Origin of the sequence: Pseudomonas sp. WS 5532 (assembly GCF_012985445.1) — a bacterium.
GTDB lineage: Bacteria > Pseudomonadota > Gammaproteobacteria > Pseudomonadales > Pseudomonadaceae > Aquipseudomonas > Aquipseudomonas edaphica.
Genome location: NZ_JAAQWK010000005.1, coordinates 151,788 through 170,561 on the forward strand (window position 1 = coordinate 151,788; position 18,774 = coordinate 170,561).

General features: G+C 61.9%; 16 protein-coding genes. 7 read left to right on the forward strand and 9 right to left on the reverse strand.

Features of this window, described 5'->3' with window-relative positions; translation table 11 throughout:
• Window positions 1-105: 105 nt before the first annotated feature.
• Window positions 106-1,434 (reverse strand): tRNA (N6-isopentenyl adenosine(37)-C2)-methylthiotransferase MiaB, encoded by a 1,329-nt coding sequence (gene miaB, locus HBO23_RS11270; RefSeq protein WP_017136067.1) that lies wholly within the window; start codon window positions 1,432-1,434, stop codon window positions 106-108.
• Window positions 1,435-1,565: 131 nt separating this feature from the next.
• On the opposite strand from miaB, the gene HBO23_RS11275 reads away from it, so the two are divergent.
• Window positions 1,566-1,892 carry a DUF1820 family protein gene (locus HBO23_RS11275; RefSeq protein WP_003194436.1) on the forward strand — a complete coding sequence of 109 codons (327 nt, stop codon included), beginning with the start codon at window positions 1,566-1,568 and terminating at the stop codon, window positions 1,890-1,892.
• Window positions 1,893-2,002: 110 nt separating this feature from the next.
• Here HBO23_RS11275 and HBO23_RS11280 read toward each other — a convergent pair whose 3' ends face one another.
• The 4 genes from HBO23_RS11280 to HBO23_RS11295 all read right to left on the reverse strand — a co-directional run bounded on the left by HBO23_RS11280 (window position 2,003) and on the right by HBO23_RS11295 (window position 5,536).
• A complete protein-coding gene (locus HBO23_RS11280) occupies window positions 2,003-2,557 on the reverse strand; it encodes a tetratricopeptide repeat protein (protein ID WP_017136068.1) in 555 nt (184 codons plus the stop codon).
• A gap of 224 nt (window positions 2,558-2,781) precedes the next feature.
• Entirely contained in the window at window positions 2,782-4,077 is a 1,296-nt protein-coding gene (gene hemL, locus HBO23_RS11285) for a glutamate-1-semialdehyde 2,1-aminomutase (RefSeq protein ID WP_169987373.1), read from the reverse strand.
• A gap of 17 nt (window positions 4,078-4,094) precedes the next feature.
• Entirely contained in the window at window positions 4,095-4,718 is a 624-nt protein-coding gene (gene thiE / locus HBO23_RS11290) for a thiamine phosphate synthase (RefSeq protein ID WP_017136070.1), read from the reverse strand.
• 20 nt (window positions 4,719-4,738) lie between these two features.
• Window positions 4,739-5,536, reverse strand: coding sequence for a hydroxymethylpyrimidine/phosphomethylpyrimidine kinase (locus HBO23_RS11295; protein WP_017136071.1), 798 nt, complete (start codon window positions 5,534-5,536; stop codon window positions 4,739-4,741).
• A gap of 276 nt (window positions 5,537-5,812) precedes the next feature.
• Here HBO23_RS11295 and HBO23_RS11300 point away from each other — a divergent pair, with 276 nt between their 5' ends.
• From HBO23_RS11300 to HBO23_RS11315, 4 genes are all read left to right on the forward strand, one after another.
• On the forward strand, window positions 5,813-8,191 hold the full coding sequence (locus HBO23_RS11300) for a hybrid sensor histidine kinase/response regulator (protein WP_017136072.1): 2,379 nt from the start codon (window positions 5,813-5,815) through the stop codon (window positions 8,189-8,191).
• A 90-nt stretch (window positions 8,192-8,281) separates the two neighbouring features.
• On the forward strand, window positions 8,282-9,931 hold the full coding sequence (locus HBO23_RS11305) for an acyl-CoA dehydrogenase family protein (protein WP_017136073.1): 1,650 nt from the start codon (window positions 8,282-8,284) through the stop codon (window positions 9,929-9,931).
• 183 nt (window positions 9,932-10,114) lie between these two features.
• Window positions 10,115-11,587 carry an AMP nucleosidase gene (gene amn / locus HBO23_RS11310; RefSeq protein ID WP_169987367.1) on the forward strand — a complete coding sequence of 491 codons (1,473 nt, stop codon included), beginning with the start codon at window positions 10,115-10,117 and terminating at the stop codon, window positions 11,585-11,587.
• 71 nt (window positions 11,588-11,658) lie between these two features.
• On the forward strand, window positions 11,659-12,294 hold the full coding sequence (locus HBO23_RS11315) for a pseudouridine synthase (RefSeq protein ID WP_017139357.1): 636 nt from the start codon (window positions 11,659-11,661) through the stop codon (window positions 12,292-12,294).
• On the opposite strand, the gene HBO23_RS11320 is transcribed toward HBO23_RS11315, so the two are convergent.
• On the reverse strand, window positions 12,289-12,498 hold the full coding sequence (locus HBO23_RS11320; protein WP_025999909.1) for a DUF2788 domain-containing protein: 210 nt from the start codon (window positions 12,496-12,498) through the stop codon (window positions 12,289-12,291). The two genes, HBO23_RS11315 and HBO23_RS11320, sit on opposite strands and share 6 nt — an antisense overlap.
• A gap of 202 nt (window positions 12,499-12,700) precedes the next feature.
• A complete protein-coding gene (locus HBO23_RS11325; protein ID WP_003176264.1) occupies window positions 12,701-13,180 on the reverse strand; it encodes an Lrp/AsnC family transcriptional regulator in 480 nt (159 codons plus the stop codon).
• A 443-nt stretch (window positions 13,181-13,623) separates the two neighbouring features.
• On the opposite strand from HBO23_RS11325, the gene HBO23_RS11330 reads away from it, so the two are divergent.
• Window positions 13,624-14,703: a DUF6515 family protein gene (locus HBO23_RS11330; protein WP_170038080.1), complete on the forward strand. Its 1,080-nt coding sequence runs from the start codon at window positions 13,624-13,626 to the stop codon at window positions 14,701-14,703.
• Here the strand turns inward: HBO23_RS11330 and HBO23_RS11335 are convergent.
• Together HBO23_RS11335 and HBO23_RS11340 are read right to left on the reverse strand one after the other, a co-directional pair.
• Window positions 14,700-15,593, reverse strand: a complete 894-nt coding sequence (locus HBO23_RS11335) for a cation diffusion facilitator family transporter (RefSeq protein WP_017139355.1) — start codon at window positions 15,591-15,593, stop codon at window positions 14,700-14,702. The two genes, HBO23_RS11330 and HBO23_RS11335, sit on opposite strands and share 4 nt — an antisense overlap.
• Window positions 15,594-15,601: 8 nt before the next feature.
• Window positions 15,602-16,021 carry a polyribonucleotide nucleotidyltransferase gene (locus tag HBO23_RS11340; RefSeq protein WP_170038082.1) on the reverse strand — a complete coding sequence of 140 codons (420 nt, stop codon included), beginning with the start codon at window positions 16,019-16,021 and terminating at the stop codon, window positions 15,602-15,604.
• Window positions 16,022-16,241: 220 nt separating this feature from the next.
• On the opposite strand from HBO23_RS11340, the gene hrpB reads away from it, so the two are divergent.
• Window positions 16,242-18,749, forward strand: coding sequence for an ATP-dependent helicase HrpB (gene hrpB, locus HBO23_RS11345; protein WP_170038084.1), 2,508 nt, complete (start codon window positions 16,242-16,244; stop codon window positions 18,747-18,749).
• The last annotated feature ends 25 nt before the right edge of the window (window positions 18,750-18,774 follow it).

Here is an 18,774-nt window from a genome sequence, read left to right on the forward strand (position 1 = left end):
CGTGCGAAAGCACTTATATAGGCTGGCTCAATCTCAAGAACCATGAAGATCCACTGTGGGAGCTGGTAAGCCAGCTCCCACATTTGATCCTCATATGTCTTGAGGTCAGTTGATCAGCGACCCACGCAGCGAGTGCGGTTGCGCCGCATCGATGTGCACATCGGCAAACTGGCCGATCAGAGTTGGGTTGTCGCAGCGGAAGTTGACGATCCGGTTGTTCTCGGTACGCCCTTGCAATTCGCCCGGGTCTTTTTTCGAGTAGTCGGTGACCAGGATGCGCTGGATCGAACCGACCATTTGTCGGCTGATCTCGAAACCTTGCTGGTTCAGGCGATGTTGCAGCGCGTTCAAGCGCTCTTTTTTCAGCGATTCCGGCGTGTCATCCGCCAAGTCCGCTGCCGGCGTGCCTGGACGCTGGCTGTAGACGAACGAATACGAGAAGTCGAAGCCGACGTCTTCGATCAGCTTCATGGTCTGCTCGAAATCTTTCTCGGTCTCGCCAGGGAAGCCGACGATGAAGTCCGAACTGATGCAGATGCCCGGCACGGCGGCGCGCAATTTACGCAGCTTGGATTTGTACTCCAGGGCGGTGTGGTTGCGCTTCATGGCCGCCAGAATGCGGTCCGAACCCGACTGCACCGGCAAATGCAGGTGCTTGACCAGCTCCGGCACCTCGGCGTGTGCCTGGATCAGGCTGTCGGAGAACTCCAGCGGGTGCGAGGTGGTGTAGCGAATACGCTCGATGCCGTCCACCGCTGCCACCACGCGGATCAACTCCGCGAGGTCGGCCAGGCGCCCGTCGTGGGTCTGGCCGCGATAGCCGTTGACGTTCTGGCCCAGCAAGGTCACTTCGCGCACGCCGTTTTCGGCCAAGTGGATAATTTCCGACAGCACGTCGTCAAACGGCCGGCTGACTTCTTCGCCACGGGTGTAGGGCACCACGCAGAAGGTGCAGTACTTGCTGCAGCCTTCCATGACTGACACATAGGCACTCGGCCCGTCGATGCGCGGTTCGGGCAAATGGTCGAATTTTTCGATTTCGGGGAACGACACGTCCACCTGCGGCAGCTTGGTGATGCGTGCGGCGTCGATCATTTCCGGCAGGCGGTGCAGGGTTTGCGGGCCGAAAACCACGTCGACATAGGGGGCGCGGTCGCGGATCGCGGCGCCTTCCTGGCTGGCCACGCAGCCGCCGACGGCGATCACCATGTCCGGGTTGGCCAGTTTCAATTCACGCCAGCGGCCCAGCTGGGAGTACACACGGTCCTGGGCACGCTCGCGGATCGAGCAGGTATTGAGCAGGATTACGTCGGCATCTTCGGCGCGGGCGGTGACTTCCAGGGCCTGGTGTTCGCCCAGCAGATCGACCATGCGCGAGCTGTCGTACTCGTTCATCTGGCAACCGTGGGTTTCGATGTAAAGCTTCTTGGCCATGGGAATCGTCAACTGGTGGTAAAGAACCGCGCATTATAGGGGGCATGCCCATTGGTTCCTAGCGCTGTGCATCGGGTGCCATGCTATAGTTCGCGCCCTCTTTTATATCCCCGATGTGTTGTTCGCCCACCATGACCAAACGTGAAGCTCCAATCTACAAGGTGATTTTCCTCAACCAGGGCCAGGTGTTCGAAATGTACGCCAAGCAGATCTATCAAAGTGATCTGTGGGGCTTCCTGGAAGTGGAAGAGTTCGTCTTTGGCGAGCGCACCCAATTGGTCGTCGACCCGGGCGAAGAAAAACTCAAGGCGCAGTTTGAAGGCGTGGTGCGCAGCTTTGTGCCGATGCATTCGATTGTGCGCATTGATGAAGTCGAGCGCCTGGGCACGCCGAAGATCAGCGAAGCGCGTGGCACCAGCAATGTGATGCCGTTTCCGATGCCGATGCCTGAGAAGTAAGGCGTTAGACCGAGTCAAGCTATCGCAGGCAAGCCAGCTCCCACATTTGGAATGCATTTCCTTGTGGGAGCTGGCTTGCCTGCGATAGCGGTAGGGGGGCTTAGCTGAAATCAGGGCAGGGGCGAGAAGGGTGAACGCCCGTCGGCACTCTGCAATTCCTGCAGGTAATTGCGGAAGATCTGGCCCAGCACCTGGGTGGCCACTTCCAGTTCATCACGCTGCATGTGCTCGGCGACTTCGTCGGCCGTGTCCAGCGCGTCTTCGGCACCGTTGACCGCTGCCATTTTCAGCACGATGTAGGCCTGGACGTTATTGGCCGGCACACCTTCGCCTTTGAAGAACATGTTACCCAGTTGGAATTGCGCCTGGGCGTGGCCCTGCAACGAAGCCTTTTCGAAGTAGCTCAGGGCTTTGTTGAGGTCGCGGGCCGGGTTTTTGTCGTCGTGGAAGTACTCGCCCAACTCGTATTGCGCCTGCGCATCCCCACCGTCGGCCTGTTTCTGGCACGCGCTCAGGGCTTCGGCCTGGCTGTCTGGCTGGGTATTGAGGGTGCAACGACCCATCGCTGGGATTAACAACGAGTTGCCGCCTGCCTGGGCATGTGCCAGCAGCGGCTGAAGGAGCAACAGGCAGCCCAGAACCAGGGTGCGGCCGGTGCGTTTCATGGGAATCGACTTACCTCTGACGGGGCACGCGGACCCTCGGGGGTCCAATAAGCGCGCATTATGAAATAAGCAGGCCCCTGCTTACAAAGTCTTTACTCGTTTTTCTGCTGCGTAGGCAAGTTATCTGCCGGATTGCAGGTGATTTCTCGAAAAATGCAGGAAATCTCTGTAGGCAAAGTAGCAAATCTGACGCTGCGAGGGGCAACGTCAGATGTGTGTGTCCCTTACTTCAGGGCTTGCTTCAGGGCGGCAAAAGCGCGCTCGGCAGCATCCAGGGTCAATTTCAACTCGGCTTCGCCATGGGCGATCGAGGTGAAACCCGCTTCAAAAGCGCTCGGTGCCAGGTAAACGCCGCCTTCGAGCATCAAGTGGAAGAAGCGCTTGAACAGGTCGGCATCGCTGCCCATCACGTCATCAAAGGTAACGATATCGTCGGCGCCGCTGAAGTACAGGCCGAACATGCCACCTGCTTGTGTGGTCACGAACGGGATACCCGCCGCATCGGCGCGCTGTTGCAGGCCATCGAGCAGGCGTGTGGTGTAGTCGGTCAGCTCGGCGTGGAAACCCGGGCGGCTGATCAGGCGCAGGGTGGTCAGGCCGGCCGCCATGGCCAATGGGTTACCTGACAAGGTGCCCGCCTGATACACCGGGCCAAGCGGCGCGATGTGCTGCATGATTTCGCGCTTGCCGCCGAAGCAGCCCACGGGCATGCCGCCACCGATGATCTTGCCGAAGGTGCTCAGGTCCGGCGTGACGCCGTAGTAAGCCTGGGCGCCGCCGAGGGCTACGCGGAAGCCGGTCATCACTTCGTCGAAAATCAGCACCACGCCGTGCTTGTCGCACTGCTCACGCAAACCTTCCAGAAAACCCGGTGCCGGTGGCACGCAGTTCATGTTGCCGGCTACCGGCTCGACGATGATGCACGCCACGTCCTGGCCGACTTCGCTGAGCATCTGCTCAACGGCAGCGATGTCGTTGAACGGCAGGGTCAGGGTGTGTTTGGCAAACGCGGCCGGCACACCCGCCGAGCTTGGCACGCCTTGGGTCAGCAGGCCGGAGCCGGCTTTTACCAGCAGGCTGTCGGAGTGGCCGTGGTAGCAGCCTTCGAACTTGATGATGCTGTCGCGGCCGGTGAAACCACGGGCCAGGCGGATTGCGCTCATGGTGGCTTCGGTGCCGGAACTGACCATGCGCACCATTTCCATCGATGGCACGATTGAGCACACCAGGTCCGCCATCTCGGTTTCCATGGCGGTCGGCGCGCCATAGGACAGGCCGTGTTGCAGCTGCTGACGCACCGCGTCGAGCACGTCCGGGTGGCTGTGGCCGAGGATCATCGGCCCCCAGGAACCTACGTAGTCAACGTAGCGCTTGTCATCTTCGTCGGTGACGTAGGCGCCTTCGGCATGCTTGAAGAACAACGGTGTGCCGCCGACGCTCTTGAACGCACGCACGGGGGAGTTCACACCGCCCGGGATGTGTTTCTGGGCATTGGCAAACAGGGTTTCGGAACGGGACATGATCGGGCTCTCTACACTTAAACTTTAAGAAGGTCGTTGAAGGCGCGGGCGCGGCGCGTGACTTCCTGGGTGCTGTCGGCACCGAACAGGCCGTGTACCACGGCGAGCAGGTCGGCACCGTGGGCCACCAGGGGGGCGGCGTTCTCCAGGGTGACGCCACCGATCACGCAGATCGGCAACTGCAGACGCGTGCGGGCCTGGGCCAGCATGTCGAGCGTGGCGGCCGGCGCGCCAGGCTTGGTGTTGGAATTGAAAAAGCGGCCGAAGGCGACGTAGCTCGCGCCTTCCTTGGCGGCCTGCTCGGCCAGTTCGATCTGGCTGTGGCAGGTGGCGCCGATGATGGCTTTGGAGCCGAGCAGTGCACGGGCCGGGGTCAGTGGGCCGTCGGTTTGGCCCAGGTGTACGCCGACGCCCAGGCGCGCGGCCAATTCGGCGTCATCGTTGATGATCAACTGGGTCTTGTAGCGTGAGCACAGCTCGCGCAGTTTCTCGGCCTCACGCAGGCGCCGGGCTTCGTCGCTGCTTTTGTCGCGGTACTGCAACAGGGTTACGCCACCGTCCAGTGCTGCTTCGACGTAGGCGAGGAATTTGCCGGCCAACAGTTGGCTGTCGGTAATGGCGTAAAGGCCACGTAGTTTCATCGAGCAGGCCTCTTGTGCGGTTAAGAGCAGAAATCCAGCGGCAGACGGCGCGGCACAAACTGGCCCTGGCCGAGTTGTTCGGCGTCACGCAGGGTGCGCCAAGTGTAGTTGAGCGCCGATTGCACCGCGCTGGCCAAGCCTTCGCCCTGGGCGATCCGGCCGGCCAAGGCGCTGGCAAGCGTGCACCCCGAGCCGTGATAGCTGCCGGGCAGGCGCTGGCAGGTAAAGGTCTGGCGCGTGCCGTCGCGGCTGTACAGGCGGTTGTGCACTTCATGCTCGTCGCCGTGGCCGCCGGTGATCAGCAGATGCTTTACAAACGGCAGCAGCTTCTCGGCGCATTCGTCCGCCGTGCCCTCGGGCAATTCGGCGAGGATGCGCGCTTCCGGCAAGTTCGGCGTAGCGATCAGCGACAGTGGCAACAGCCGCTCACGCATGGCATAACCGACTTCGTCCTTGCCCAGGCTGCCGCCGCCACCGGCGCGCAGCACCGGGTCGCAGACCACCGGCAGGTGCGGGTGCGCCTGCAGCAGTTCGACCACGGTGTCGACCATCGCGGTGGAACCGAGCATGCCGAGCTTCACCGCCGTCACTTCGGAGTCGCTCAGCACGGCATTGGCCTGGGCCAGTACCCACTCGCGGTCGAGCACGCGAAAATCGCTGACATTGACAGTGTTCTGCACGGTCAAGGCAGTGACGGCCGGGGCCGCATGACAGCCTTGTGCAAGCAGGGCTTCGATATCTGCCTGCAAGCCGGCGCCACCACTGGGGTCGTGGCCGGAGAGACAGAGGACAACGGGGCGAGAGCTGTAGATATTCATGGTGCGCGAGCTTACCACCAAACGCTTTTGGCGTGGCTGTTGGGCGAGAGGCGAATTTCCCGCTTATGTTTATGGTTTGGCTTGGCTGGTTTTTTATTCGGAAAGCGCTTGAGATGCCCGTTCTAGAGCCTTTAAAAAAATTATTTCAATGGTGTCCAATGGCCTCTAGCGGCTATGCTAGAGTGGATCCAAACAACTTAATGTATCGCCGGTATACGTCTACTCAAAAGGAATGGGGGACTTTTGACATAACCGGACAGGCCACGCTGGGGCTCTATGCGCTATTTGCTGATCTTTTTATTGTGCGGGCTGCCGATGCTCGCCAGTGCCATCGAGTTCAACCCGGATACTCGAAGCCTGCCGCTGGGCCGCGTCATGCAAGTGTTCGAAGACCCAACCGACGCCCTCACCATCGCCGATGTCAGCACTCCCGCCTTCGCCGCCCAGTTCAAACCCCATGACAAAGCCACCCTCAACGCCGGCTATTCACGCTCGGTGTTCTGGCTCAAGGTCGACCTGCATTACACCGCCACTGATCCTCGCGCCCCGCGCACCTGGTTTCTGGAGTTGGCGTACCCGCCGCTTAACCAACTGGACCTGTACCAGCGCGACAGCACCGGCAATTACCGCCTGACTACCCGCACGGGCAGCACCCTGGCGTTTTCCAGCCGTGAAGTGCGCCAGGCCAACTACCTGTTCAAGCTCAATTTCGTGCCTGACCAGCAGCAAACCGTGTACCTGCGCCTGCAAAGCCAAGGCTCGATCCAGGCACCGCTGACGCTATGGTCTGCCACCGCCTACCTGGAGCAACAGCCACTGCGCCTGTATGTATTGGGGGCGATCTACGGCGTGTTACTGGGGATGCTGGTCTACAACCTGTTCATCTACTTGAGCGTGCGCGACACCAGTTACCTCTTTTACATCCTCTATATCGCTTCGTTCGGCCTCTACCAGCTCTCGGTCAACGGCGTGGCGGTGGAATATTTCTGGCCGAACAATCCATGGTGGGCGAATGCGGCGGTGCCTTTCCTGATCGGTTCGGCGGCGTTGTTCGGTAGCTTGTTCGCGCGCAGTTTCCTGCACACCGCGCAGCACAGCCGCTGGCTTGACCGGGTTTTGCTGGCATTGGCAGCGGCTGGCGCGTTGGTCATGGTGCTGGCGCTGCTGACCAGCTACGCCGTGGCCCTGCGTTTGGCCACAGGTTTGGCGCTGGTGTTTACCGTGACCATCTTTGTGGCCGCCATCAAGGCCTGGTATTGCGGCCAGCGCATGGCGCGTTACTTCATCATCGCCTGGTCGGCGTTCCTGCTGGGCGGGGTGGTCAACACCCTGATGGTGTTGGGCTACCTGCCCAATATGTTCCTCACCATGTACGCCAGCCAGCTCGGCTCGGCCATCGAAGTGGCGCTGTTGTCCCTGGCCCTGGCGGACCGCATCAACGGCATGCGTGAGCAGCAGGCGCAGATCCTGTTCGACGCCAGCCAGAAGCTTGAAGTGCTCAACCAGCAATTGGCGCGCAGTAACCGCCTCAAAGATGAATTCCTCGCCACGCTGACCCACGAACTTCGTACCCCAATGAATGGCGTGATCGGCTCGTTGGAGCTGATGCAGACCGTGCCGCTGGATGACGACCTTGCCCAGTACCAGCAAACCGCCGCCGGTTCTGCGCGGGACATGATGCGCATGGTCAACGGCATTCTCACCCTTACCGAATTGCAGGCCGGGCGCCTCACCGCCCATCCCCAGGTCTTCAGCCTGCGGGGCACGCTCGACACCTTGCGCCAGCAATTCACCGCCAGCGCGCACAGCAAAGGCCTGGAGTTTTCTATCGACGTGGCCGATGAACTGCCGGATCGGGTGATTGGCGATGCCGGCAAACTCACCCAATGCCTGGATTGCCTGCTCGACAATGCCTTCAAGTTCACCCACGAAGGTGCGGTGCGCTTGCGCGTGGTGGGTGTGCCGCACAGTGACGGCGAACTGCGCCTGAGCTTCATTGTGACCGACAGCGGCATCGGCTTCGCTTTCCTCGATGAGGCCACGCTGTATCAGCGCTTCTTCCAGGTCGACGGTTCGATGACGCGCGAATACGGCGGCCTGGGCATCGGCCTGGCGATTTGTCGGCAGTTGATCGAACTGCTCGGCGGGCGCCTGACCCATCATTCCGAGCCCCGCAAGGGCAGCCGCTTCCAGTTGGACATGAGCGTCAACCCGGTACCGCCCGAGCCAAAGCCGGCAACGCACAAACCCCACGCGCAACGAGCGCCCCAGGAATGTACGGTGCTGTTGGTGGACGACAACAGTGTCGGCCAATTGGCGGTACGCGGCATGTTGCTCAAGCTGGGTTATCGGGTGAAAACCGTGGATAACGGCCCGGCCGCCTTGGCGCTTTTTCAGGACCAAACCTTTGATGCGGTGCTGCTGGATATACCCGAGGGCGGCTTCTCGTTGTGCTGTCAGATTCGTGCGCTACCCGGCTGCGGCGAGCTGCCGGTAATTGCCCTGAGCACCTCGCTGCACGCCCCGGATCGAGAGCGTTGTCATGGGGTCGGCATCACCGAACGCCTCAGCAAACCCGTACGTTTCGAGGCGTTGCAAACGGTGCTGGAGCGGCACCTGTTGTGCCCGTTAGAGGGCGAAAGCGCCGAACAATAGGCGGGTATGCCACTTTTTTAAGCCCGATGACGGTGCTTAACTGAAATTCAGGCCTCAACCGCACGTGGCCTATTTTCCAGGAGGCCCGTCATGAACCTGCATCAATTTGCCGAAACCCACGACGTCACCAACCAGCCGCCGTCGCTGGACGGCACCAACCTTTATCGTATCGACCTGCCCCTGCAAGAATGGTCGCGCCGCTTTGGCGCCGGCTGGGCGCAGGCGCGTATTGATGCGTACGGCGCGCTGGCCGGTGGGCCGCTGATGGCGGCCGGGTTCCTGGCGAATCAGAACAAGCCGGTGTTCAACAGCCATGACCGCTACGGCCATCGCATCGACCTGGTGGAATTTCATCCGGCCTATCATGAACTCATGCGCACCGCCGTCGAGCATGGCCTGCCATCGCTGCCGTGGGCGCATTCGCAGCCCGGTGCCCATGTGGCCCGCGCCGCCATGACCTACCTGCACAGCCAGGCCGAAGCCGGCAGCGGTTGCCCGTTGACCATGACCTTCGCCTGCGTCCCGGCCCTGCGCCTGCAACCGGACCTGGCGAAGACCTGGTTGCCGAAAATCCTCAACACCGAATACGACCCACGCAACGTCGGCATCGCCCACAAAGCCGGCGCCACCATCGGCATGGCCATGACCGAAAAGCAAGGCGGCACCGACGTGCGCGCCAACACCACCCGTGCCTATCCCGTGGGCGCCGGCGGCCCCGGCCAAGCCTATGAGCTGGTAGGGCACAAGTGGTTCTGCTCGGCGCCAATGTGCGATGCGTTCCTCACCTTGGCGCAGACTGACAAAGGCCTGACGTGTTTCCTGCTGCCAAGGCATCGCCCGGATGACACACGCAACCAGTTCTACATCCAGCGCCTGAAAAACAAACTCGGCAATTGCTCCAACGCCTCCAGCGAAGTGGAGTTTCGTGGCGCCCTGGCCTGGATGGTTGGCGAAGAAGGCCGGGGCGTGCCGACCATTATCGAAATGGTCGCCATGACCCGTTTCGACTGCATGGTCGGCTCCAGCGCCTTGATGCGCCAGGCGTTGACCCAGGCCAGCCACCATTGCGCCCATCGCTCAGTCGGCGGCCGCGTGCTCAGTGAACAACCGTTGATGCAAAACGTGCTGGCCGACCTGGCGCTGGAGAGCGAAGCCTCCCTGGCCTTGAGCATGCGCATGGGGCGGGCGCTGGACCATCTGGATAACGAACAGGAAGCCAAATTCGCCCGGCTGGTGACGGCGGTGGGCAAGTATTGGATCTGCAAGCGCGCACCGGCCATGATCAATGAGGCCGCCGAATGCATGGGCGGCGCCGGTTATGTCGAGGACAGTATCCTGCCGCGTCTTTACCGTGAGGCGCCGGTGAATTCGACGTGGGAAGGTTCCGGCAATGTGCAGTGCTTGGACGTGCTGCGGGCATTGTCCAAAGAACCGGGCGTGCTGGAGGCATTGTTTGTCGAACTGGGCGATGGGCATGGCGATAAGCAACTGGCGCGGCATATCGAGCAACTGAAGTCGGCGTTTATGGACACTCAGGACATCCAGTACCGCGCGCGGCAGTTGACCGAGGACATTGCCGTGGCGTTGCAGGCCAAGCTGTTGCTGGAGGCCGGGAATGCGCTGGTCAGTGACGGGTTTATCGCCAGCCGCCTGGGGGCGTCGTCCGGCCGCGTGTACGGCACCTTGCCGCGCGGGGTGGACGTGGCGGCGATCGTTACCCGCTCGACTCCAACCCCCTGACAACACAGGGTCAAACTGTGGGAGCTGGCTTGCCTGCGATGGCGGTGTGTCAGTCCTGCATTTGCTGGCTGGTACACCGCCATCGCAGGCAAGCCAGCTCGCACCTTTCAAAGCATTCCAAACCCGGTGTTTCAGTGAGGCCGGGATACAGGCAAGATAAAGGCCTGCAAGTCAGAACACAGGATGCTTACCGTGACCGAAGCTTTTGTTGTCGTTCAAACCGCTGAAGAAGCCGTGGACCGGCTGGCGGCTCTGCATGAGCGTGCCACTGGCGCGCTTAACCAAGCCCTCAAGCAATACCTCAAGGACCGCGTCGAGCCTGACGCCGAACAACGTGCGCAGTTCCGCTACCCGGAACTGCGCCTGACCTACCACTGCCACGGCGAAGTCCCACAGACCACCCGCGCATACGCCAAGGTGCAATTGCCGGGAACCTACAGTGTCACCGTCACCCATCCGGCGGCGTTCCGTAAGTACCTGCTGGAGCAACTGGTGCCATTGATGCACGACTTCACCGTGACGGTGGAAGTCGGCGTCAGCCAGCAGAATATTCCCTACCCGTATGTGGTGGAGCAGGGTGATGAACTGGCTGGCTCCGGCGTTACTGCCGCGACCCTCGCCCGTGTATTCCCCAGCACCGACTTGTCTGCCGCCACCGACGGCATTGCCGATGGCCTCTACGACTGGGAAAACACCGACCCGCTGCCGCTGGCGTTGTTCGATGCGGCGCGCGTGGACTTTTCCCTGCGCCGGCTGGTGCACTACACCGGCAGCGACTGGCGCCATGTGCAGCCATGGATCCTGCTGACCAACTACCACCGCTATGTTGACCAGTTCATCCTGCATGGCCTGGAGCAACTGCGCAGCGACCCGCGGTTTATTCGCATGGTGCTGCCGGGTAACGTGATCATCGACAAGAGCATGGACCACGGTGAAGCGTCGGCCATTGCCGCAGGCGTGGTCTGGCATCGCTACCAGATGCCGGCCTATCACTTGCAGGCCGCCGACGGCCACGGTGTGACGCTGGTGAACATCGGCGTTGGCCCGTCCAACGCCAAAAACATCACCGACCACCTGGCCGTGCTGCGCCCGCATTGCTGGCTGATGATCGGCCACTGCGGTGGCCTGCGCCAATCCCAGACCATCGGCGACTACGTATTGGCTCACGCCTATATGCGCCGCGACGGGATTCTCGACCGCGTCGTGCCGCCGAATATCCCGATCCCGGCGCTGGCCGAAGTGCAGATGGCCTTGCAGCAAGCCGCTGCCAATGTCACCGGCGAGAAAGGCGAAGAGCTGAAAAAGCGCCTGCGCACCGGCACCGTGCTGACCTACGACGACCGCAACTGGGAACTGCGCTGGGCGCAAGAGCGCCCACTGATCAACCTGTCCCGCGCTGTGGCGGTGGACATGGAAAGCGGCACCATCGCGGCCCAAGGCTACCGTTTGCGGGTTCCGTACGGCACTTTGCTGTGCGTGTCGGACAAGCCGCTGCACAGCGAGATCAAGCTGCCGGGTTCGGCCAACGCGTTTTATGAGCGTGCGGTCAGCCAGCACTTGAAAATCGGCATCGAGGCGGTGGATTTGTTGCGCACCGAACTCAACTCGCTGCACTCGCGCAAACTGCGCAGTTTCGACGAGCCGCCGTTCCGCTAAGCGGTTGGGATGGTCATTTAGCGGTCAGGCCACTAGCATTGTCGGTCCTGACCGTTAGATGTTCCTTTGCCATGTCCCGTCCTGCCCGCCCCGATTCGCGCCGCCCTGGCGTGAAACCCCCGTACTCCGCAACGCGGCGTGTCGCCAAGGCGCCACCGGCCGAGCCGAAGTTGATCCTGTTCAACAAGCCCTTCGATGTGCTGACCCAGTTCAGCGACGAAGGTGGGCGCGCGACCCTCAAGGATTTTATCGATATCCCCGGCATCTACCCGGCCGGTCGCCTGGACCGTGACAGTGAGGGGCTGTTGCTGCTGACCAACGATGGCCAGTTACAGGCGCGCATTGCCGACCCCAAGCACAAGCTGGCGAAAACCTACTGGGTGCAAGTTGAGGGTGAGCCCACCGAAGAGCAGCTGCAGCGCCTGCGTGACGGTGTGGAGCTTAATGACGGCATGACCTTGCCCGCCGAAGCGCGGCAGTTGGACGAGCCCGAACTGTGGCCGCGCAACCCGCCGGTGCGCTTTCGCAAAAGCGTGCCGACGCACTGGCTGGAGCTGGTCATTCGTGAGGGGCGTAACCGCCAGGTCCGGCGCATGACCGCTGCGGTGGGCTTGCCCACCTTGCGCCTGGTGCGCGTGCGTATTGGTGACTGGTCGATTGATGGCCTGGACCAGGGCCAATGGAAGGCAGTGCCGGCGCGTTTATAAAGCGCCGGACTCGATCAGGCCGATCACCACGCTCTTGATGATGAACGCGGCCACGCCCAGGCCCAGCACAAAAAACAGGATGAACGACCCAAAGCGTCCGGCCTTGGATTTTTTCGCCAGGTCCCAGACGATAAAGCCCATGAAGATGATCAGGATGGTGACCAGGCCGGTCATCATCCATTCTTCAAAGAGGGCGGGGTCGATGTTGTTCATGGGGATTTTTTCCGACAGGGCAGGCGGGAAGTATAAAGCAGGGCTTCAGGCACAACATTGACCTGCGTCGTAACGCGGTCGATGTGGGAGCTGGCTTGCCTGCGATAGCGGTAGATCAGTGGCATATCCTTAGCTGACACACCGCTATCGCAGGCAAGCCAGCTCCCACAGGGGATCACCAGTGTGCTTGAGGTCAGGTACGCAGGTGCGTCAACGGCAGCTCGGTGCTGTTGAGCACCTGGTTGAGCACAAAGCTCGACCTTACGCTGGTTACGCCTTCAATCCGGGTCAAATGCCCCAGCAGCAATTTCTGGTAGTGGTCCATGTCCGGCACCACCACTTTCAACTGATAGTCCGCATCCATCCCGGTGACTAAACTGCATTCCAGCACTTGCGGCAGGGTGCGGATCGCTGCTTCGAAATTCTCGAAACGCTCCGGCGTGTGACGGTCCATGCCGATCAGCACATAGGCTGTAAGGCTCAGGCCCAGCATCTTGCGGTCGAGCAGTGCAACCTGGCGTGAGATGTAGCCGTCGTCTTCCAACTGCTTGACCCGGCGTGAGCACGGCGACGGCGACAGGCCGATGCGTTCGGCCAACTCCTGGTTGGAGATCCTCGCGTCGCGCTGCAATTCAGCCAAAATACTCAGGTCGTATCGGTCAAGCTTGCTCATTGGGTTGGCCTTTGTCGTAACTATTGCGGTGAATTATCTATGAAGGGTTAAAAATTGCGCAAGCACTGTTTATTGACGCAATCTTCGCAATCATCTGTCGGACGTTGGCCTGTATCTTTATCAACAGAATCACCGCCTGGACAACAGTCCACTGCAGTTGGCCCAATCAGGCCTGCTGCGGCCGCCGCCCCAGCAGGGTTGAGCCGGCCTCCAGGCTGCACACTGTCCACAAGACGGCGTGAGGTGAGCCAACGTCAAAAGCGTTGAGCCAGGACGAAATTCTCAAGGGGCGGCCGACGGGTCGCCCCTTTTTCTTTGTCTGCGCTTTTAGCTCAAAAAATACTTCTCGTGACTGATAACCTGTCTCAGAACCGGGTGAGGCTTTTCCAGTCTCATGCAGTAAGGCCGGACATTCCAGGCCCTAATCCGCAGTGAGGAATAGCATGAAGCGCATCTGGCGTATGGCAGGTGTAGGTTTGCTGATGGTGAGCGTCGGCACACAAGTAATGGCCGATGACCCGCGCTATGAAGGCGGTGGTCAGCATGAAAGAGGCCCGGAAGGCGGGCGCGGCAATGAACAGGCGCGACCACAAAATAATCAACCGCGCCCACAGAACACTCAACCGCGCCCGCAGAACACTCAACCGCGTCCGGAAAACAACCAGCCGCGCCCACAGAACCCGCATGTTGATCGCGCCGAGCAACAGCAGCACGGCGGTGGGCAGTGGCAAGGCCGCCCGCAAAATGCCGAGCAACCGCGGCCGGCACCGCAGCCTGCGAACAACCTGCCGATCCAGGGACGCCCGGACACCGTGCGCCAAACCCAGGAACCCCGCCAGGGCTACTATCAGGACATCCCGCGCCGTAACGATGGCAACCAGCACTGGCAGACCGGCAATGGCCCAGGCCCGCGTCCGGGCGGCGGCTTCAATAATGGTCACCCGAACGACAACCGCTGGCCGGGTCGCCCCAATGGGCATGGCAACGGCTGGGGGCCAGGCCCGCAATATCGTCCCGGTTACACCGTCGACCGCTTCCCGGACCGCAATTACCGTGTGCCTTACCGTGGCCAGGATTACTTCTTCTCCGGCGGCTACTGGTATCGCCCGCAAGGCCCGCGCTATGTGGTGGTGACGCCGCCCTACGGGATCCGTGTGCAATACCTGCCGGACTACGCCCGTGAAGTGTGGGTGGGCAGCGCGCTGTTCTTCCTCGCGGCGGGTTCCTACTACACCTATGAAAACGCTACCCAGCAATACGTCGTGGTGCAGCCGCCTACCGAAGTACCGGCGCCGCAACCCGCGCCGCAGGGCAACGGTTATGACGTAGTGGCCTACCCGGCCAACGGCCAGTCACCGGCCCAGGTACAGCAGGACGGCTACGACTGTTATCGCTGGGCAGTGCAGCAAAGCGGTTTCGACCCACGCACCGTCACCTACGCCCCGGACCCGGCGGTGGTGCAAACCTACCGCCAGGCCCAGGGCAACTGCCTGACCAGTCGCGGCTATCAGGTGCAGTACTAGGCCTTGTTGCCCGTGACCACTTCCCGCGGGTCGGCGTGCACCAGCACTTCAGCACGCGGGTAAGCCTTGTGAATGGCATCGGCGGCCTGGTCGCTGATGCCGTGGGCCACTGACAGGGTCAATTCCCCCGGCAACTCCAGGTGCAACTGCACAAACCAGTGGCTGCCGGAAATGCGCGTGCGCAAATCATGCGCGCCCAGCACGCCCGGCACACTGCGCGCCAATTCCAGCATGTGCTGGCTGACATCCGGCGGCAGTTCTTCATCCATCAACACGGCAAAGCTCTCGCGGGCGATCTGGATCGCGCTCCACAGGATATACGCGGCAATGCCGAGGCCGAACCACGCATCCACCTGATGAAAGCCGAACCCTGCCAACACCAGTGCCACCAGAATGCTGCCGTTGAGCATCAAGTCGGAGCGATAGTGCAGTGAGTCGGCGCGCACGGCATTGGAGCCGGTTTCGCGGATCACCCGGTGTTGCAGCATCAGCAGCGCCACGGTCATCACCAGCGAAAAAACGATGACGCCAATGCTCAGCCACGGCGCACCGACCGGCTCCGGGTGCAGCAAGCGCTGGTACGCCTGGAATGCAATCAACACTGCACTGCCGGCGATAAACAACGCCTGGGCCATGCCCGACAGCGATTCGGCCTTGCCATGCCCATAACGGTGATCGTCATCGGCCGGGCGCAGTGCGTAATGCACCGCCAGCAAGTTCAGCAGCGACGTAATGCCATCGAGCAGCGAGTCGGTCAACCCGGCGAGCATGCTCACCGAGCCGCTGAACCACCAGGCGATGGCCTTGGTGATAATCAGCGCACAGGCCACGCCCACCGAGGCGCGGGTGGCCAGGCGCAGGAGCCTGGCGTGTTCGGGGCTGCTGGTCATACGAATCCTTAAGCGGCGGGTTGCAGGCCCAGGGACGCGAGCTGTTGCACGCTGCCCTTGAACTGGATCATGCGCGGATCGTCCAGCGGTAGCTTGCGGCCGGTTTCTTTCTCAATGATGGATTGCAGCTTGGCGTTGTCGACTTTGCCGTTGGCGCCAATGGCTTCATGCAGCTTCTCGGGTGCGACTTGGGCGGTCTTGCCCGGTTCGAAGTAGATGGCGCCGGTGGCGAAGTCCACGCCAAAGGCGATCAGGCCCGGGATTACATAAAACAGCAGGCCTACGGCGTCGAGCACGGCAATGGCCGGGTCGATCTTGCCGTCGATCTGGCCACGACGGTCCGGGTAGAAAATCGAGCCGCAGGCCGTCAGTTGGCTCAGCAGGGTGACGGCGAGGACACCGCCGATAACACGGGAAGCGATACGCATAAAATGCTCCTGAACACGGTTGATACGAAACTATATGACAATTCTGTCGAGCCACGCCGCTCTAATGTGGGAGCTGGCTTGCCTGCGATAGCGGTGTATCAGTGCCACATTGGCGGGCTGACCCACCGCTATCGCAGGCAAGCCAGCTCCCACATTTGCCTGCATTCCAATTAAGGACGAACGTTCGCCGTTATACTCGCCGCTCTGCTTTGGAGCCAGTATGAATTCGTTGCCGATTGATGATGTTTTACCCGCCCTGCGTGACGCCTTGGCGAATCGCCATGAGGCCGTGCTGGAAGCGCCGCCCGGTGCCGGTAAAACCACCCGCGTGCCGTTGGCTTTATTGAATGAGCCTTGGCTGGCCGGGCAAACCATCCTGATGCTCGAACCTCGGCGGCTTGCTGCGCGTGCGGCAGCCGAACGCCTGGCCAGTGAGCTGGGTGAAAAAGTCGGTGAAACCGTCGGCTACTGCATCCGCCTGGACAGCAAAGTCGGCCCCAACACCCGCATCGAAGTGGTCACCGAAGGCATTCTCACGCGCCGCCTGCAAGACGACCCGGCACTGGACGGCGTGGGTTTGCTGATTTTTGACGAGTTCCACGAACGCAGCCTCGACGCCGACCTGGCACTGGCCCTGAGCCTCAACGGCCGCGAGCTGTTTCGCGACGAGCAACCGCTGAAAATCCTGCTGATGTCCGCCACCCTCGAAGGCGAGCGCCTGGCCGGCTTGCTGAACGATGCGCCGATCCTGCGCAGCGAAGGGCGCATGTTCCCGGTGCAGATGCGCTGGGGGCGGCCGTACCAGGCCGGTGAATTTATCGAGCCGCGCGTGGTGCAGACCGTCCTCGACGCGGTGCAGGACCAAACGGGCAGTATTCTGGTGTTTCTGCCGGGGCAGGCCGAGATTCGCCGGGTCAATCAACAGCTGGCCGACGCCTTGGGTGATCGCCCTGATGTGCTGCTGTGCCCGCTGCATGGCGAACTCGACCTCAACGCCCAGCGCGCCGCCATCGACCCGGCGCCGGTCGGCAAGCGCAAAGTGGTGCTGGCCACCAACATTGCCGAGACCAGCCTGACCATCAATGGCGTGCGCGTGGTGATCGACGCCGGGCTGGCGCGGGTGCCGCGTTTCGACCCCGGCAGCGGCATGACCCGCCTCGACACCCAACGCATCTCCCGCGCCAGTGCCACCCAGCGTGCCGGCCGGGCAGGGCGCCTGGAGCCGGGCGTGTGTTATCGCCTGTGGTCCGAAGACCAGCACGAAGGTTTGGCCGCCTATGGCAGCGCGGAAATTCTCGCCGCCGACCTGGCGGGCCTCGCCTTGCAACTGGCGCGCTGGGGCGTGACGCCCACGCAACTGGTGTGGCTGGATGTGCCGCCGACCGCCGCATATGCCCAGGCCCAGGATTTGCTGGTGCGCCTCGGCGCGTTAAACGACGACACACTCACTGCCCATGGCCAGAAAATGGCGGAGTTGCCCGCGCACCCGCGTATCGCCCACTTGTTGCTGCGCGGCCAGGACCTGGGGCTGGCCGCGACCGCTTGTGATGTGGCGGCCTTATTGGGGGAGCGCGATATCTTGCGCGGCGGCGGCGCGGATTTGCACAGCCGCCTGGCATTGATGTCGGGCGAAGAACGCGCGCGTGGCACCCAGGGCGGCGTGCAGCGGGCCAAGCAACTGGCCCGTCAGTACCGGGGCTATTTGCGCGGCCAGCCGACTCAAGCTGTGGCCGACCCTGACCACCCGCGTTGGCTCGGCGCCTTGTTGGCGTTGGCTTATCCGGACCGCGTCGCTCAGCAACGCCGCCCCGGTGGCGCCGAATATCGCCTGGCCAATGGCCGCGCCGCGCTGTTCGCCGAGGCCGACAGCCTGATGAAACAACCTTGGCTGGTGATCGCCGACCTTGGCAGCCGCCAGGGCCAGCGCGAAGAGCGCATCTACCTCGCGGCGGATTTTGACCCGGCGCTGTTCGACAGCGTGCTGGCCGAGCAAGTGCGCAACGTCGACCAACTGGACTGGGATGAACGCGAAGGCGTATTGCGGGCCGAACGCCAGCGCAAAGTCGGTGAGCTGGTACTAAGCCGTGAACCGCTGACCGGCCTGGATGAGTCCGCGCGCAGCCAGGCACTGGTCAACCTGGTGCGCCGCAAAGGCCTGGAGCTGCTGCCGTGGACGCCCGAACTGCGCCAGTGGCAGGCGCGCGTCATGCTGCTGCGCCAGCTGGATGCGGGTAAAACCAGCGAATGGCCGGATATCAGCGACAAAGCCTTGCTGGCCGATTTGGAACATTGGCTGATGCCTTACCTGGGCAAAGTCTCGCGCCTGAGCCATTTTTCTAATTTGGATATTTCCAGCTTCCTGCACAACCTGCTGCCCTGGCCGCTGCCCCAACGCCTGGACGAGCTGGCGCCACAGCATGTGAAAGTGCCATCGGGTTCGTCGGTGCGCTTGGACTACAGCGAACAGCCGCCGATTCTGGCGGTGCGCCTGCAGGAATTGTTCGGGCTAGCGGACACACCGCGCATTGCCGGTGGGCGCCAGGTGGTCAAGCTGCACCTGCTGTCCCCGGCACGCCGGCCGGTGCAGGTGACGCAGGACCTGGCGAACTTCTGGCGCAGTACGTATGCGGAGGTGAAGAAGGATTTGAAGGGAAGATACCCCAAGCACTATTGGCCGGATGATCCCTTGGTGGCCGAACCCACTGCCCGGATCAAACCCCGAAAGTAGGTGATGTGAAGATCCAATGTGGGAG

Excerpts from the sequence above, each read along its gene's own strand:
- miaB (WP_017136067.1), bottom strand. The coding sequence starts at position 1,434 with ATGGCCAAGAAGCTTTACATCGAAACCCACGGTTGCCAGATGAACGAG.
- HBO23_RS11275 (WP_003194436.1), top strand. The coding sequence starts at position 1,566 with ATGACCAAACGTGAAGCTCCAATCTACAAGGTGATTTTCCTCAACCAG.
- HBO23_RS11280 (WP_017136068.1), bottom strand. The coding sequence starts at position 2,557 with ATGAAACGCACCGGCCGCACCCTGGTTCTGGGCTGCCTGTTGCTCCTT.
- hemL (WP_169987373.1), bottom strand. The coding sequence starts at position 4,077 with ATGTCCCGTTCCGAAACCCTGTTTGCCAATGCCCAGAAACACATCCCG.
- thiE (WP_017136070.1), bottom strand. The coding sequence starts at position 4,718 with ATGAAACTACGTGGCCTTTACGCCATTACCGACAGCCAACTGTTGGCC.
- HBO23_RS11295 (WP_017136071.1), bottom strand. The coding sequence starts at position 5,536 with ATGAATATCTACAGCTCTCGCCCCGTTGTCCTCTGTCTCTCCGGCCAC.
- HBO23_RS11300 (WP_017136072.1), top strand. The coding sequence starts at position 5,813 with ATGCGCTATTTGCTGATCTTTTTATTGTGCGGGCTGCCGATGCTCGCC.
- HBO23_RS11305 (WP_017136073.1), top strand. The coding sequence starts at position 8,282 with ATGAACCTGCATCAATTTGCCGAAACCCACGACGTCACCAACCAGCCG.
- amn (WP_169987367.1), top strand. The coding sequence starts at position 10,115 with ATGCTTACCGTGACCGAAGCTTTTGTTGTCGTTCAAACCGCTGAAGAA.
- HBO23_RS11315 (WP_017139357.1), top strand. The coding sequence starts at position 11,659 with ATGTCCCGTCCTGCCCGCCCCGATTCGCGCCGCCCTGGCGTGAAACCC.
- HBO23_RS11325 (WP_003176264.1), bottom strand. The coding sequence starts at position 13,180 with ATGAGCAAGCTTGACCGATACGACCTGAGTATTTTGGCTGAATTGCAG.
- HBO23_RS11330 (WP_170038080.1), top strand. The coding sequence starts at position 13,624 with ATGAAGCGCATCTGGCGTATGGCAGGTGTAGGTTTGCTGATGGTGAGC.
- HBO23_RS11335 (WP_017139355.1), bottom strand. The coding sequence starts at position 15,593 with ATGACCAGCAGCCCCGAACACGCCAGGCTCCTGCGCCTGGCCACCCGC.
- HBO23_RS11340 (WP_170038082.1), bottom strand. The coding sequence starts at position 16,021 with ATGCGTATCGCTTCCCGTGTTATCGGCGGTGTCCTCGCCGTCACCCTG.
- hrpB (WP_170038084.1), top strand. The coding sequence starts at position 16,242 with ATGAATTCGTTGCCGATTGATGATGTTTTACCCGCCCTGCGTGACGCC.